The sequence below is a fragment of the Litorimonas sp. genome (assembly GCA_029936425.1).
GTDB lineage: Bacteria > Pseudomonadota > Alphaproteobacteria > Caulobacterales > Maricaulaceae > Litorimonas.
This window is the reverse complement of the sequence record JAPYSU010000016.1, coordinates 1-14,074: the sequence shown is the minus strand read 5'-3', so window position 1 is coordinate 14,074 and position 14,074 is coordinate 1. Positions and strand designations below refer to the sequence as shown.

Genomic DNA, 14,074 nt, shown 5'->3' with positions numbered 1-14,074 from the left:
AGATGGTCCGCCCACCCGATTTGCTATTCCGTCAAATGGCCCGTAAAAAACCGACAGTTTTCAACTTCAGAATTATTTATCGCTAATCCAACAGGAGTTCTCTATGCCGAGTTTTGCCGCTGGTGTTTTAAAATTTCAAAGCGCCGTTTTCCCTGAAAAAGAATCTTTATTCGAAGAGCTGAGCCATGGTCAAAGCCCTGAAGCGCTTTTCATCACCTGTGCCGATAGCCGCATTGAAACGGGTATGATCACCCAAACCGGCCCGGGCGAGCTATTTATCTGCCGCAATGCCGGTAATATTGTGCCGCCTCATACGGAGCATACGGGCGGAATGACCGCCTCCATTGAATATGCTGTCGCTGTGTTGAAAGTGCCGCATATTGTTGTTTGCGGACATTCCGGTTGCGGCGCGATGGCGGGGGCCATGAACCCTGAAGGTCTTGATAGCCTGCCACATGTCAAACGCTGGCTCGGCTATTCAAAGGCCGCTGTGTCCATCGTTGACAAACTGGGCGATGACATGACGGATGACGAGAAAATGTCATTTCTGATTGAGCAGAATGTTCTGCTCCAACTTCAGCATTTACGGACGCACCCCTCTGTTGCGGCTGCCTTGGCCAAAGGCGAAGTTCAACTTCATGGCTGGGTGTATGACATCAAATCCGGCGCCGTGACAGCTTACGACGAAAAACAGAAGCAATTCCAATTTGTTGATGAGCGCTACGCCAAGGAAGTCGCCAGAGTGTCCGGCCTTTCTGACTCAGCCGCTTGATTTAAACCTTATTTCTTAAAGGAGCTTTGCCATGGCATTGCTTGGTGACCGGGCGGGGAAACCGCCCATTTTCGACTTTTCAAATCTCCGCGGAGATATTTATGGCGGCCTGACCGCCGGTATCGTCGCGCTTCCTTTGGCTTTGGCCTTTGGCGCGGGTGTTTTCCCGCCGGGCGTGGAAGGCGGCGCGATTGCCGGCCTTTGGGGCGCGATCATTGTCGGGTTCTTCGCGGCCTTGTTTGGCGGGACCAACACTCAGATTTCAGGCCCTACCGGCCCGATGGTCGTGGTGTTTGCTGGACTTCTGGCGTCTCTTGTCGCGACCATGGATCCGTCCATGACCGTCGAAGAGCAGGTCCTCTCGGCTATCCCGCTCTTGTTTGCAGCGGTCGTTCTGGGCGGTATCATGCAGATTCTGGCCGGGGTCTTCAAACTTGGTAAATATATCAAACTTGTTCCCTATCCGGTGATCTCAGGCTTTATGAGCGGGATTGGCGTTATCATTATTCTGCTCCAATTTTCCCGTCTCTTTGGCGGCGCGCCCGAAGGCGGCACTGTCTTCTCCGCGATAGAGGCCATTCCGGTCGCCATCTCCAATATTAATTATAGCGCGTTGGGCCTCGCGGTTCTGACTTTGGCAACGGTCTTTTTGTGGCCCAAGAAATTCTCCAAATTTCTACCGGGCACTCTGGCAGCGCTTATTGTCGGGACGCTGGCCGGCCTCCTATTGACCAATGTGCCGATCCTCGGCGCTATTCCGAGCGGTATTCCGGACTTCGTTCTTCCGCAACTTTCAGGAAACACATTGGTGATTGTCCTGGAAGCCGCCGTTATCTTGGCGGTTCTGGGCGCGATTGACAGTCTCTTGACCTCTCTCGTGGCCGATAATGTGACCCGCACCCGTCATAATTCCGATCAGGAATTAATTGGTCAGGGCGTGGGCAATACGATTGCCGGTTTCTTCGGCGCGCTTCCGGGCGCCGGCGCCACCATGCGGACCATGGTCAATATCAGAACCGGAGGGACGACAAAGATTTCCGGTATGGTGCACGGCTTGGTCCTTCTCGCCATTGTATTGGTTCTGTCGCCGCTCGCGGCAAAGATCCCGCATGCCGTTCTGGCCGGTATTCTGGTCAAGGTGGGCTATGACATTATCGACTTTTCTTATATTCGCAGCGCCCTGAAAGGCCCGCGTTTTGACTATGTCATCATGATGCTGGTTCTTCTCGTGACGGTCTTTGTCGACCTTATCACGGCGGTCGGTCTCGGCGTTGTCCTGGCGGCTCTGGCCTTTGTCTGGCGCACAGCCGATGTTCAGCTCAAAGAGGCGTCTAACGTTCTGCCCCGCACAACTACGCCGGAAGAACGCAAAATCCTCGAAGAGTCCGACGGACGGATTTCCATGTTCGATTTCGGCGGCGCGATGAGCTTTAGCGCCGCGGCCGACCTCGGCCATCATGTCCGTCAGGGCGTTCCAGCAGGTTCAGGCGCTATCATCCTGGACTTCTCGCGTCTGCCTTTTGTCGACGTGTCGGCGGCCCGCGCCATTGAAACCATCGCCGTGGATGCCAAAGCCTCCGGCAAGCGGGTCTATACGAGCGGCATCAGCCCTGAAGTCATGAAAAAGCTGAAAGGCCTGCGCATCGACGAGGCGCTCGATCCGAACTATGCGTTCGAAGATCGCCTGACTGCGCTTCGCCATGCCGCCGAGCAAATCGGCAGCAACCCCAAGGGCGGTAAGCCGACATCCGGCAGCGAACCGCTTCCGGCGTAGTGCCGAAAGACGATGCCTATCAAATCAACCGGCCCTCGGGCCGGTTTTTTATGGCAACACGTTAGGCCATTGCGCCAATAAAAAACCCGCCCCGTTAGACGGAGCGGGCCTAATATTCGGCTTCGTTTTACCGAGACTCTTTATTTTACGTCAGCTTCCGTCATGGACGACACCAAGACATCGCCTTCTGCCGACAGCGCGCTCACGGGGACGGCTTTCGCCTGTCCTTCGAGATTAACAGCGCTGATAACGCCGGCCTCTGTCGTTTGCAGACCACTAATCGTTCCGAGCATCGCGCCGGAAGTTGACATGACAGTCGTGCCAATCGTCAGCATACCGTCCAGAGACGTCGTAGGCGCTCTGGCCGCCACGCCCGCTTCTGTCCGGCCTGAATAGCGCGCATCTGCGGAGGAGTTAGACTGAACGCCAACCGCCACCGGGCTGGAAATGCCAACGCCGACACTCGAAGGAGCCGTCACGCCGAGGGTCGTGCCGGCTTCCGCGTCGCCGGAAACCGTCCCGTCAACATCTGCCTGGCTCTGAACAGTTTCGCCCGTACCCACTATAGTCTCTGACATGGCGTCATTCTGAGCTTCAATGGAAGCGGCGGTTCTACCCGACGTTTTCGTCGCCGTATCCACCATCACCTCGCCAGCTGTTTCAACGGTTGTCTGACCCTCGGTCATGGTGTCGAGCATCTCCTGCCTGACAGCGCTGCCGTCAATCTCGGCGCCGGTTCGTGTCGTGCTGGACAAATCGGTCTGTGATCTGGCGTTCGCCGCGGCGTCAGCCGTTGTGTCCGTCATGACGTCGTCGCCCAGACGGCTCTGAGCATCGCCCATAGCGTCCGCTCCGACCTCTGTCTGATTGGAAAGATCGGTCTGATTTTCAAGGTCAGCCTTGGCTTTGGCCTTGCGCAGATCGGACTCTTTTTCCAGACGGGTTTTGGACTGCAGGTCAGTTGTGGTGCGCGCGGTCGAATCGACAACGCCTCCAACCTGACCGGTTACGCCGCCCAGCTGGGCCGTGGCAGGCGAAATAACGAAGAGGGAAGCCACAAGCGCAAAGCCGGCGGCTCCGGATTTAAGGAATTCTTTTGACATGTTATGTCCTTTCTTTTTCTCCATGGGCTATTAAACGGTTATTCCCCATCGGAGTTCCCGCCAAAGACAGCCCAAATAAGGCCGGAATGCGGCCACAGCATTTCAATTTGGACAGGTTTAAAGACGTTTAAATAAGACGGCCGAGCCGTGTTACGGCCCAAAAAACAGTGTCCCTGTCAAAGACAACACGCTAGGGGTGAGTTCAGGGAGGACTTATTTTGAAAACTGACCATATCGCCGAATATATGCAGCGCGTCCAAGACGTTTAGGCATCGAAATCACGGGTTGTTTTCGATGCGCGGGCTTTGTCGCTTTCCTGTATTTGCCCTTGAGTTTGCTTTTGGCTCATGATTTGTCTCCGTCGTTGAGAGACGAGGCTTATCATTGACCGCTCCAGCCATTGGAGGAAAGATTGCTTAATTGGGTGTTTATGGGTGTGTTATTGGTATTGTAAAATGGGTGTAATTGGGTGTATTATTGGATGGAATGATAAAAATAGACACCATAACGATCACGCCCGACATATTGGCTTTGATTTCAGAGATCGATGAATTCAAGGGCGCTTGGCGGGCGCTTGGTACATTAGCGCCTGAACGCCTATCGGCACTACGGCGTGTGGCGACCATTGAAAGTATCGGATCATCCACACGTATTGAGGGGAGCAAACTCTCAGACCGTGATGTGGAAAAGCTCCTTTCCAATCTTGAAATCAAATCCTTCGAGACACGCGATGAACAGGAAGTCGCGGGATATGCGGACGTGATGGAAGCAGTGTTTCGCGCATGGACAGACATCCCTGTATCCGAGAACCATATCAAACAGCTTCACCGTGATTTGCTAATGCATAGCCAGAAAGATGAACGCCATCGCGGGAATTACAAGACAGGCTCCAACAGCGTCGCGGCTTTTGATGAAACGGGCAAGCAAGTCGGTATCGTGTTCGAGACTGCTTCGCCGTTCGATACGCCGAGGCTCATGGAAGAGCTGGTGACATGGACGCAGCAGGCTCTTGAAAACAAGTCATTGCATCCAATGCTAGTGATTGCGGTGTTTATTGTCGTGTTTTTGGAAATCCACCCTTTTCAGGACGGGAACGGACGATTGAGCCGCGTTCTGACAACGCTTCTGCTTTTGCGTTGCGGCTATGAATATGTCCCTTATTCATCATTGGAAAGTATCATCGAGAAAAGCAAGGAAGGCTATTATCTGGCGCTGCGCCAAACCCAAGGCACGATCAGAACGGATGCGCCGAACTGGCAGCCTTGGATTTTGTTCTTCCTGCGCTCATTACATCGCCAGATGAAAAACCTCTCGGTCAAAGTCGAGCGGGAGAAAATCGTGCTGGCCGCATTGCCAGAGTTGTCTGTTCAAATCCTTGAACATGCCCGTAAACATGGGCGTGTGACTATTGGCGATATGATTAGACTGACGGGTACAAGCCGCAATACGCTCAAAGAGCATTTCCGCAACCTTGTTGATAAAGGCCATCTTGTCATGCACGGACGCGGGCGCGGCGTCTGGTACGCGTTGGCATAAAACTCATCCATCAATCTTCCGCAATTCCACAATCAAAGCCTCTTTGACGGCCTTGCAAGCTTTATCAAACTCAATCTGAGTAAAGGTGAACGCTCCAATGAAATCCTCGCCGCGTTCGCCATTTTTGTATGCTTTTTTGTGAGCGTGAATGACAGAATTATGGTCTGATAACATTTCGGAGACTCGCTCCCGAAGTTCATCAATTTCAGGAAAATAGGCTTTAAACAAAAGCTCAATTCGATGAGCGTCAATGTCCGCTTCCTCCCCCACTTCAATCAACTGGTCGAGGTATTTGTTATAATCAACCTGACCTTCCATCACTTTGGTCAGCATCAAGTGAGATGTCAAAACATGTGTGTTCTATTTCGAAAACAAGCCATATAATTCCTCTGCCACCTGTACTTTTCTCTGACGGTCGCTTTGGAAAACTTCATGCTCAAACTGCGCTTTTTGAGTTTTAGCTTGGTTTTTATGACTGAAATACGCCGTCAAAATGGACGAAAGAAGCGCAATTAACGCGCCTACAATCAATAAGGTAATTTCAGACCAAAACTCCATAGCCACATCTAACTAGAACAATTCAGACGATTCTACGACTCGATTATTTGCATCCACCCATCTTGGTGCTGCGGGAAATGCGCTAGATGTTGCGGGACACGAACGCGGCGCACTGGTAGTGTTTTTGTGCCGCGCCATGTTTTCACGCTCACCCGATCTGTAGGCGGATGATTGGGGTTTGGATAAAACTGCCCCGCTTTGAGTTTGAGATAATATGGCTATTTATTATGAAATATCGGCGGGATGTCCTTGCCAGAAATGAAGCTAATCACTTCATCATCGGCCATATTCAGCACCTCTTCAGGCGTAATTAGAGACCGTCTCATTTTAGAGCGCCGCCGCGCATTTTCGCTGTAATATAACAACCCTTGTGAAATCTGAACGGGATGACGGTGATAAGAACACCGAGCAGCCATGACGTGCCGTTTACTGCTGTCATAGCCGCATTGTGCCGATAACCGCTGCCGCCTCCCTTATATGCGCTGAGCGTTAAATCACCTGCCTTATCGGCGAAAGTGAAGACGAGGACGGCCGCGATACTGTCGTGAAGCCGACATTTAAGCCACTCGATGAAGTTATGGGCCGCGTCCATATCAGTCCGAGCCAGTATTTCGATAATGTCCCGCTCATTTCTTGGGAATTCTATATTGGCGGTTATCAACCCGCGCAGAAATGGCTCAAAGACCGAAAGGGGCGGGAGCCGTCCTTTGACGATCTGCGCCATTATCAGAAAATCATCAAAATCCTCTCCGAGACCGACCGGATCATGAAAACGATAGAGATGAATTTGGGTTAGACCGGCTCTTTTTTGCTGTCATTCCGCATCTTCGCTTCGCTACGTGCGGAATGACAGAGAAAGAGTTGATTAAAGGGCCTGTAAGCTTGATGACTCCCTTCGCCCCCTCCCACTCCCGTGACGTCTTAACCGTCCGCCCCCTTTCACAGAGATGTGACTCCTCTGTTTAGAGACGCGGGGAACGGATTTTGCTATGCGGAATTTATTGTTGGCGGGCCTGACACCTTTAGGGCTCGCCGGCAAACCAGATATCATTTTCCCGAAACGGAAAGGAAACGCTATGCAGATCAAACCCTATATTATCGCGCTCGCTCTGGCCGGATTGCCGGCTCTGGCGGCGGCCCCGGCTGCCATGGCCGATGACTCCCCGGTCTATACCGGCACCTTCTCTGATGACGCCCTTCAGGGCTATGACGCTGTGGCCTATTTCAAACAGGGGAAAGCCGTGGAAGGCGAGAAAAAATTCTCGACCCGATACAAAGGCGCGGAATGGAAATTTTCTTCCCTGGAAAATCTCAACGCCTTTATCTCCAACCCGGAAAAATACGCGCCGCAATATGGCGGCCATTGCGCCTGGGCCGCCGCGCAGGGCAAAACGGCCAAGGGCGACGCCAAGAACTGGACAATTGTCGATGACAAGCTTTACCTGAACTATAATGACGACATTCAGAGCAAATGGGAAACGGACAAACGCAATCTCATTACCCAGGCGGATGCAAAATGGCCAGAGGTGATCAACTAGGCCCTTTCGTCTCTATCCCCGGGACTGCCCCCCTCTCCTCGCAGTCCTGCCGCGCCCTGCAAAACCGGTCCCTCTTGGCTTGGTTTTGCAGGGCGTTTGCGTTTTCGGCGGCCGGGTCTCTGGTTCGGCGGCCGGATCTCTGGCGCAGCGAGGCGGGGCGCCTGCAGAAAATCAAAAAAGTACAAAAAATTTTCATAAGCCCACTTGCGGACGCTCCGGCGCCCTCTCATATGCGGGTCACTGGCACTCTCCCTATGGGAGTGCTAAACGTTAACCCTGAGAACCTGAGAGAGTGAGACTATGAAATTTCGTCCCCTCCACGACCGCGTGGTCGTCGAACGTGTCAAAGAAGACACAAAAACTTCCGGCGGCATTATCATTCCTGATAACGCCACTGAAAAACCTTCCGAAGGCAAAGTTGTCGCAGTCGGCCCCGGCGCCCGCGGCGAAGACGGCAAAGTTGTTGCCCTCGATGTCAAAAAAGGCGATCGCGTCCTGTTTGGCAAATGGGGCGGTACGGAAGTCAAGATTGACGGCAAAGACCTGTTGATCATGAAAGAATCCGACATCATGGGTGTGATTGGTTAAGCCAGCACGCCTCGATCATGCCCGCTCTGGCGGGTATTTTAATACCTGAACACTCAATTCTCTAAGGAGATATTATTATGGCGGCTAAAGACGTCAAATTCGGCTCGGAAGCACGGGCCAAAATGCTGGAAGGCGTAGATATTCTCGCCAATGCAGTTAAAGTCACGCTCGGCCCAAAAGGTCGTAACGTTGTTATCGAAAAATCTTTCGGCGCCCCGCGCACAACCAAAGACGGCGTCTCCGTCGCGAAAGAAATCGAGCTGGACGACAAGTTCCAGAACCTCGGCGCGATGATGCTCCGCGAGGTTTCCTCCAAAACAAATGACAAAGCCGGTGACGGCACAACCACCGCGACCGTTCTGGCGCAAGCCATCGTTCGCGAAGGCCTGAAGCGCGTCGCCGCCGGGATGAACCCGATGGATCTGAAACGCGGTATCGACAAAGCTTCGGCTGAAATCGCGAAAGACCTGCTGGCCAAAGCCAAGAAAATCTCGAAATCCGAGGAAATCGCTCAGGTCGGCACAATCTCTGCCAATGGCGAACCGTCCATCGGCGAAATGATTGCCGAAGCCATGTCCAAAGTGGGCAATGAAGGCGTCATCACCGTCGAAGAAGGCAAAACAGCCGAAACAGAACTCGACGTTGTGGAAGGCATGCAGTTTGACCGCGGTTACCTGTCCCCTTACTTCATCACCGACTCTGAAAAGATGAAAGCCGAGCTGGACGATCCGTACATCTTACTTTGCGAAGGCAAGCTGACCTCCCTTCAGCCTATGCTGCCGATCCTCGAAGCGGTTGTCCAAACCGGCAAGCCTCTGATGATCATCGCGGAAGACATTGAAGGCGAAGCGCTTGCAACGCTCGTGGTCAACAAACTGCGCGGCGGATTGAAAATCGCCGCTGTCAAAGCCCCTGGTTTCGGCGACCGCCGTAAAGCCATGTTGCAGGACATCGCGATCCTGTCTGGCGGCACAGTGATCTCTGACGATCTCGGCATCAAGCTCGAAAACGTCACACTGAAAGACCTCGGCACCGCCAAGCACGTCCACATCACCAAAGACGATACAACGATCGTTGATGGGGCCGGCAAGAAGAAAGACATCACGGCCCGCGTCGAGCAAATCCGCGCCCAGGCCGAAGCGACGTCTTCCGATTACGACAAGGAAAAGCTGCAAGAGCGTCTGGCGAAACTCGCCGGCGGTGTAGCCGTGATCAAAGTCGGCGGTTCGACCGAAATCGAAGTGAAAGAGCGTAAGGACCGCGTTGATGACGCGCTGAACGCTACGCGCGCCGCTGTTGAAGAAGGCATCGTCCCAGGGGGCGGAACCGCTCTCTTGCGTGCCTCTCTGTTCATTGATGTCGAAGGCCTCAATGATGACGAGCAAGCGGGTATCGAAATCGTCAAAGCCGCTCTGCAATATCCTCTGCGCCAAATCGCAGACAATGCAGGCGTCGAAGGCGCGGTTGTGGCCGGCAACATCATTGCCGAAAACAAAGCCAATTACGGCTATGACGCCCAGAACGACAAATATGTCGATATGGTCAAAGCCGGCATTATCGACCCCGTCAAAGTCGTCCGCACAGCGCTTCTCGACGCTGCCTCTGTCGCAGGTCTCATCCTGACCACAGAAGCCGCCATCTGCGAAGCGCCGAAAAAGGAAGAAGGCGGCATGCCCGATATGGGCGGAATGGGCGGCATGGGAGGTATGATGTAAGTGAGGGATTTAATCCGCCCCTGCGGATTAAATTAGGGCGGCAAAGCCGCCCTCCCGAACTTCTTTGGAAATTTGCCCAAAGCAAATTTGCCAAAGCGTTCGCCTCACTCGCTGATCTCTCAGTCCGAGTATTTTGAGGGTCACCTGAAAAGGTGGCCCTTTTTTACGCAAATGCGCCCAACACTAGCGCAATAAAATTGCGCTCCGAAGTTTCTTGGAAATTTTGCCAAAGCAAAATTGTCCAAGTGTTGCATCCCTCGCCGACTTTCCAGTCTCGCGAAATATTATGAAGGCGGCTTTCGGGCCGCCTTTTTTATTGATCAAAACTCCTTCCCCCGTTTACGGGGGAAGTCCCGCAAAGCGGGGATGGGGGGAGCGTATTTCGCCAACCTCCATTTTATGTAGCTCCCCCCTCCGAGCCGCATGGGCGGCCCACCTCCCCCGTGAACGGGGGGAGGAAATTACACCCCTACCCCAGACCCATCTTCAACCAGGCCACGGCCTCGGCCCGCTCTTCGGGCTCATAGACCCGCATTTCCAGACCCGGCCAGAGCGCGCCCTCGACCTTGGCAAAGGTACGGACAAACCCGCTCCGCGAGATTAGCGCGCATTTCTTCATGAATTTGGCCATTTTGAAAACTTCGCCCAGACGGCCAAATTCTTCCTTGAAGGCGCCGAGGCTCGGAAACTCCAGCTTTTCCATCTCTATGCACAGATTGAACTCCGCCTGCTGTTCGGCCTGCGATTGCAGCCAGTCCAACGCCGCCGCCATATCCGCCTCGGAAACCTTTCCGGTCACGGTCATAAAGGCAATACCGTCTTTGAATTGGAGTTGGGTGGTGTTTGTCTTGATCATACTCTCTCTCCGTCAATCGAAGGTGGGGAAAGATAGAATGATTTGAGGGGGTGTGGGGTTCCGTGTGGGGAGATAAAAAAGGTCGCTCGAACAAACTGATTTTCTTTTGATAACTGAGAGCTGCCGACCGCAATCGGCTCAAAGGAGCGTAAATCGAAAAATTCTATTGATATAATAATTAGGTGGCTCTTAATTTGTTTCAGGGGCTTTCTTTTTTAAGTCAACATTTTCTATTGCTAACAGTTCGCCAGTCTCTATAAAGCAGAATTAATTACAACCTTAACTGTATAGTGAACTTTTGTATGACGCCAGATGACTTCAATTTTGAAAATATCTCAAAGATTCTAGAAGCAATGGAAGATGACAATCGCTCAAATTCATTAAAGTTTTTAAAGTGGTTTTTACTAAATATTGTAGGACTGGACGAAATAGGTTCAGTTGACGCGATTTGTGATGGGGGCAATGATAAAGGAATTGATGGACTCTTTATTGATCACGACAACGAACAAATTATTTTCATCCAATCAAAACTAAAGCAAAATGATGACAAGCAAATTGGCGACGCTGAAATACGCGGTTTTTCTGGTAGTATCCAACTGTTCGACAGCGAAGAAAAAGTCCAAAAAATATTAGAAGGAACGCCAAACAAAGAACTCTCCAACATTCTAGAAACAAATAAAGTCGATGAATTGATTAAAAATGGATACAACTTAAAAGGATATTTTGTTACCAACAGTACGGCAAATTCTCACGCAGAAGAATCAGCAGGGGTGGCCGGAAATATATCTATCTATGACCGAGTCAGCTTGTCCAAAATATTTATAGAACCAGCAACTGGAGGCGGGGTAACAGGGGAAAAGGTGTTTAAGTATGATGCAGAACCACTAGAGTATCAGGCTTCTACCAATGTAAAACAGATCACCTTTATGGCAAAGGCAACCGACCTGATAACCTTGGATGGAATTCAGGACAATACACTATTTGATATTAATGTTAGATATCCATTAGGTAACACGAAGGTAAATAAGGGAATAAAAAAATCCGTAGAAAATAATAAGGAGCATTCTTTATTCGCGCTCTTTCATAATGGTGTGATTATTTTATGTGACGAATTACAGGTTGATAAAAATACATCTGAAATCTCTATTAAAAATTACGCAGTGGTGAACGGCGCGCAAAGCATTAAACAACTGTATTTAAATGCTGATAATTTAACGGACGACTTGCACGTTCTCACCAGAGTTATTGATGCTAAAATAATGTCTAAATTGGCCAGCAACATAACAGAAAGAACAAATACTCAAAATGGAGTTCGACCACGAGATAAACGGTCAAACGACTTGATCCAATCGCGAATTGCCGGAGAATTTGTAGAACTAGACCTAGGCTACGCATACGAAATCAAACGGGGAGCAGAGACCGATAAAATTGTTATAACAAACGAAAAGGCCGGAAAGTTATTAATTACTTTTGATTTGATGGAGTCTTTTTCAACACACCAACTCTCTAATATTTTTGAAACAAGGTACCACGACATTTTTGCACGTCCAATCGTTAATGCCTCTAGAATAATAGGGATTGATGCAATCTATAGCGAAGTAGAAAATGCTTGTTCGGGCTTGAAGAACAAAAGTTTTGGAAGTTATGCTCAAACAAAATACTTAATACTTCAAACACTTTCCCAGATTTTTAAAGACGAAGTAGGTGAATATAATTTGTTCAAAGATATTTCAGAAATTGTGGCAAATGGCGAAATTGAGGTATTGCGATTTGTCTCAAAAGAGATTTTAGACGATCTCATTATTGATCTAAATCATGAAGAACAGAATGTTTTGGAGGAATTTAACTTCAAATCTGACTTGAAAAATAGAAAATTCTGTAACGATTTGATGGGAAGTTTGATTAAAGACAGAATGAAAGATATTAAAAAAGGTAAAGCACATTCGGTCGAAAAACTGGTCGCCAGTTTCTACAGCTAGATAAACTTTATTAGGTTTTTCTTATACACTCAGGACGAATTCCAATCGCCAAAACTGGGCAGCCTCCATTCCGCCCTGCATCAAGCCTATATAACAATTTACCCATCCAAGTTGTTGAAGCACCGAATTTTTTATAAACATCTTCTTTGCCTTCGGTAAGGCCGTCTTTTTTAAGTACCTTTCCCAAACTTCTAAAATAATTAGTGTCTAATGAGGATCCGCGCGTCAGAATTATTCCTAAATCAATTGCACCAGCTTCGTAAAAGGCAGAAAAAGCATAGAGGTCTCGATCATATGTTTGATCTTTGCTGTTCCACTCGAGATCTAATGCGACTTTGTCGCTTACAAAATCAATCCGGTGACCATCAAGATAACCAACCTTTGTATACTCGTGAACAGTTTTAGAACGCTTTTTAGCATCGAGCAGCTTAACGTGTAGGTCGGCAGAAATTCTGAGTTCGCGCCAGTTGTCACTAAATAAAGTATCTACATACTTAGCAATTGGTCCCTTGCTGCCACCAGGAACGCGGATCATGGTTTCAGATATTTCAAATTTTCGTAGGGCTTCGAGCAAAGAATCGAATTGGGCCGGAAAACTTGTGGCTAAAATCCCCGCTGCATTTCGGTAACTGTGAATTTCGAATTTTTGCAATAATTCATCATCAAAATAGTGGGAAGTATATTTGTCTGGGTCTGCGCCACGACCAAAAGACACATCATTTTTTTCAGACATCTGGAACTATTCCGCAGCTTCTAATTCTGAATTGTAGCTATACGTTTTCCAGGTCGGTTTATAGTCGGCATCAGCCTGATTCCCCCAAACTGTCCAGTCGTCTCGGATGCCCCGCCCAAACAATTCCAAAAAGGGGCCAGGACTACAAGATTCAATCAAATCATACTGTTCATCGGGCTTACGAGAATGCTCACGCTTACGCGATGCAATTAGGTTTACCTGACTTCGTCCGGGAGCCAATGTTCGAGCATTCTTGCCGCGAACGCCGAATAATATTACTTCGGTTACATTCCGAAAATAAAAACCCACACCGCGCCCGTCAGATCCCCCGTCTTTTCGTATTTTGTGCCAAATAATGTTAGACTTATATGTAAATCCCCACTCTTTCAGGACTCGAAGTCCATCAGGCAACAAGGCGTTGGGAACCCATAAGTAGCAGTGAGCGGTGTCTTCCAAATGCTCTTCAACTGGCAACGCGCATATATCATCTAATTTCATAGTCGGATATCTTGCTAATCTTTTGTGTTCGGGCGCCACTTTCCCGGTGCGGTTCGTGAACCGCCAAGGTGGATCGGCCATGATTGTCTTAAATTTCTGGCCATCTAAGAAAGTTCTTAGATTTTCGTTTGCTTCATGTTCCATACACTCTTCCCGATTCTCTAAGGGAACTTAGACTAATCCGCTAGAATAACAAATTTGGTGTTTCGACTTACACACACAGAACATATCAAGAACATAAAAATAGTCAAATTTTTGCAAAGGACAAACCCTCTCCGCACTTATCCATTTAAAAACCCAAATCCGTTCAGACACTTATCAAAATTCCAAGAGATAGATCCTCACTTCCCTATTTGCCCTTATATTCAGAATTGTTCTTTTGCTCATGGACAGGAAGACGTCACCTTCTGGAGCACGAGACGGC

14 protein-coding genes and 1 pseudogene are annotated in these 14,074 nt (G+C 49.8%); 8 read left to right on the top strand and 7 right to left on the bottom strand.

Features of this window, described 5'->3' with window-relative positions:
- Positions 1-103 precede the first annotated feature (103 nt).
- Both ACN0IC_RS12000 and ACN0IC_RS11995 read left to right on the top strand, forming a co-directional pair.
- Positions 104-772: a carbonic anhydrase gene (locus ACN0IC_RS12000; protein ID WP_416879021.1), complete on the top strand. Its 669-nt coding sequence runs from the start codon at positions 104-106 to the stop codon at positions 770-772.
- Positions 773-803: 31 nt separating this feature from the next.
- The gene (locus ACN0IC_RS11995; RefSeq protein ID WP_416879020.1) at positions 804-2,546 is read left to right on the top strand and encodes a SulP family inorganic anion transporter; all 1,743 of its coding nucleotides are present in this window, start codon (positions 804-806) and stop codon (positions 2,544-2,546) included.
- A 140-nt stretch (positions 2,547-2,686) separates the two neighbouring features.
- On the opposite strand, the gene ACN0IC_RS11990 is transcribed toward ACN0IC_RS11995, so the two are convergent.
- The gene (locus ACN0IC_RS11990; RefSeq protein ID WP_416879019.1) at positions 2,687-3,649 is read right to left on the bottom strand and encodes a hypothetical protein; all 963 of its coding nucleotides are present in this window, start codon (positions 3,647-3,649) and stop codon (positions 2,687-2,689) included.
- Positions 3,650-4,135: 486 nt separating this feature from the next.
- On the opposite strand from ACN0IC_RS11990, the gene ACN0IC_RS11985 reads away from it, so the two are divergent.
- Entirely contained in the window at positions 4,136-5,185 is a 1,050-nt protein-coding gene (locus ACN0IC_RS11985) for a Fic family protein (protein ID WP_416879018.1), read from the top strand.
- Positions 5,186-5,188: 3 nt separating this feature from the next.
- On the opposite strand, the gene ACN0IC_RS11980 is transcribed toward ACN0IC_RS11985, so the two are convergent.
- The 3 genes from ACN0IC_RS11980 to ACN0IC_RS11970 form a co-directional block, all read right to left on the bottom strand.
- Complete coding sequence (locus tag ACN0IC_RS11980; RefSeq protein WP_416879017.1) at positions 5,189-5,533, bottom strand: hypothetical protein; 345 nt, start codon at positions 5,531-5,533, stop codon at positions 5,189-5,191.
- A 12-nt stretch (positions 5,534-5,545) separates the two neighbouring features.
- A complete protein-coding gene (locus tag ACN0IC_RS11975; protein ID WP_416879016.1) occupies positions 5,546-5,743 on the bottom strand; it encodes a hypothetical protein in 198 nt (65 codons plus the stop codon).
- A gap of 218 nt (positions 5,744-5,961) precedes the next feature.
- On the bottom strand, positions 5,962-6,159 hold the full coding sequence (locus tag ACN0IC_RS11970; RefSeq protein ID WP_416879015.1) for a type IV secretory system conjugative DNA transfer family protein: 198 nt from the start codon (positions 6,157-6,159) through the stop codon (positions 5,962-5,964).
- Positions 6,160-6,269: 110 nt separating this feature from the next.
- On the opposite strand from ACN0IC_RS11970, the pseudogene ACN0IC_RS11965 reads away from it, so the two are divergent.
- From ACN0IC_RS11965 to groL, 4 genes and pseudogenes are all read left to right on the top strand, one after another.
- Positions 6,270-6,539 (top strand): annotated as a pseudogene (locus ACN0IC_RS11965) (type ISP restriction/modification enzyme); the annotation flags it as partial.
- Positions 6,540-6,819: 280 nt separating this feature from the next.
- A complete protein-coding gene (locus tag ACN0IC_RS11960; RefSeq protein WP_416879059.1) occupies positions 6,820-7,281 on the top strand; it encodes a YHS domain-containing (seleno)protein in 462 nt (153 codons plus the stop codon).
- A gap of 300 nt (positions 7,282-7,581) precedes the next feature.
- Positions 7,582-7,869: a co-chaperone GroES gene (gene groES, locus ACN0IC_RS11955; protein WP_416879014.1), complete on the top strand. Its 288-nt coding sequence runs from the start codon at positions 7,582-7,584 to the stop codon at positions 7,867-7,869.
- Positions 7,870-7,946: 77 nt separating this feature from the next.
- Positions 7,947-9,584: a chaperonin GroEL gene (gene groL / locus ACN0IC_RS11950; RefSeq protein WP_416879013.1), complete on the top strand. Its 1,638-nt coding sequence runs from the start codon at positions 7,947-7,949 to the stop codon at positions 9,582-9,584.
- Positions 9,585-10,053: 469 nt separating this feature from the next.
- Here the strand turns inward: groL and ACN0IC_RS11945 are convergent, their stop codons facing one another.
- Positions 10,054-10,440: an STAS/SEC14 domain-containing protein gene (locus ACN0IC_RS11945; protein WP_416879012.1), complete on the bottom strand. Its 387-nt coding sequence runs from the start codon at positions 10,438-10,440 to the stop codon at positions 10,054-10,056.
- Positions 10,441-10,742: 302 nt separating this feature from the next.
- Between ACN0IC_RS11945 and ACN0IC_RS11940 the strand changes: the two genes are divergently transcribed.
- Positions 10,743-12,419, top strand: a complete 1,677-nt coding sequence (locus ACN0IC_RS11940; RefSeq protein ID WP_416879011.1) for an AIPR family protein — start codon at positions 10,743-10,745, stop codon at positions 12,417-12,419.
- Between the two features lie 10 nt (positions 12,420-12,429).
- Here the strand turns inward: ACN0IC_RS11940 and ACN0IC_RS11935 are convergent, their stop codons facing one another.
- Together ACN0IC_RS11935 and ACN0IC_RS11930 are read right to left on the bottom strand one after the other, a co-directional pair.
- On the bottom strand, positions 12,430-13,152 hold the full coding sequence (locus ACN0IC_RS11935; RefSeq protein ID WP_416879010.1) for a BglII/BstYI family type II restriction endonuclease: 723 nt from the start codon (positions 13,150-13,152) through the stop codon (positions 12,430-12,432).
- A 6-nt stretch (positions 13,153-13,158) separates the two neighbouring features.
- Positions 13,159-13,794, bottom strand: coding sequence for an MT-A70 family methyltransferase (locus ACN0IC_RS11930; protein ID WP_416879009.1), 636 nt, complete (start codon positions 13,792-13,794; stop codon positions 13,159-13,161).
- Positions 13,795-14,074 lie beyond the last annotated feature (280 nt).

Excerpts from the sequence above, each read along its gene's own strand:
- ACN0IC_RS12000 (WP_416879021.1), top strand. The coding sequence starts at position 104 with ATGCCGAGTTTTGCCGCTGGTGTTTTAAAATTTCAAAGCGCCGTTTTC.
- ACN0IC_RS11995 (WP_416879020.1), top strand. The coding sequence starts at position 804 with ATGGCATTGCTTGGTGACCGGGCGGGGAAACCGCCCATTTTCGACTTT.
- ACN0IC_RS11990 (WP_416879019.1), bottom strand. The coding sequence starts at position 3,649 with ATGTCAAAAGAATTCCTTAAATCCGGAGCCGCCGGCTTTGCGCTTGTG.
- ACN0IC_RS11985 (WP_416879018.1), top strand. The coding sequence starts at position 4,136 with ATGATAAAAATAGACACCATAACGATCACGCCCGACATATTGGCTTTG.
- ACN0IC_RS11975 (WP_416879016.1), bottom strand. The coding sequence starts at position 5,743 with ATGGAGTTTTGGTCTGAAATTACCTTATTGATTGTAGGCGCGTTAATT.
- ACN0IC_RS11970 (WP_416879015.1), bottom strand. The coding sequence starts at position 6,159 with ATGGCTGCTCGGTGTTCTTATCACCGTCATCCCGTTCAGATTTCACAA.
- ACN0IC_RS11960 (WP_416879059.1), top strand. The coding sequence starts at position 6,820 with ATGCAGATCAAACCCTATATTATCGCGCTCGCTCTGGCCGGATTGCCG.
- groES (WP_416879014.1), top strand. The coding sequence starts at position 7,582 with ATGAAATTTCGTCCCCTCCACGACCGCGTGGTCGTCGAACGTGTCAAA.
- groL (WP_416879013.1), top strand. The coding sequence starts at position 7,947 with ATGGCGGCTAAAGACGTCAAATTCGGCTCGGAAGCACGGGCCAAAATG.
- ACN0IC_RS11945 (WP_416879012.1), bottom strand. The coding sequence starts at position 10,440 with ATGATCAAGACAAACACCACCCAACTCCAATTCAAAGACGGTATTGCC.
- ACN0IC_RS11940 (WP_416879011.1), top strand. The coding sequence starts at position 10,743 with ATGACGCCAGATGACTTCAATTTTGAAAATATCTCAAAGATTCTAGAA.
- ACN0IC_RS11935 (WP_416879010.1), bottom strand. The coding sequence starts at position 13,152 with ATGTCTGAAAAAAATGATGTGTCTTTTGGTCGTGGCGCAGACCCAGAC.
- ACN0IC_RS11930 (WP_416879009.1), bottom strand. The coding sequence starts at position 13,794 with ATGGAACATGAAGCAAACGAAAATCTAAGAACTTTCTTAGATGGCCAG.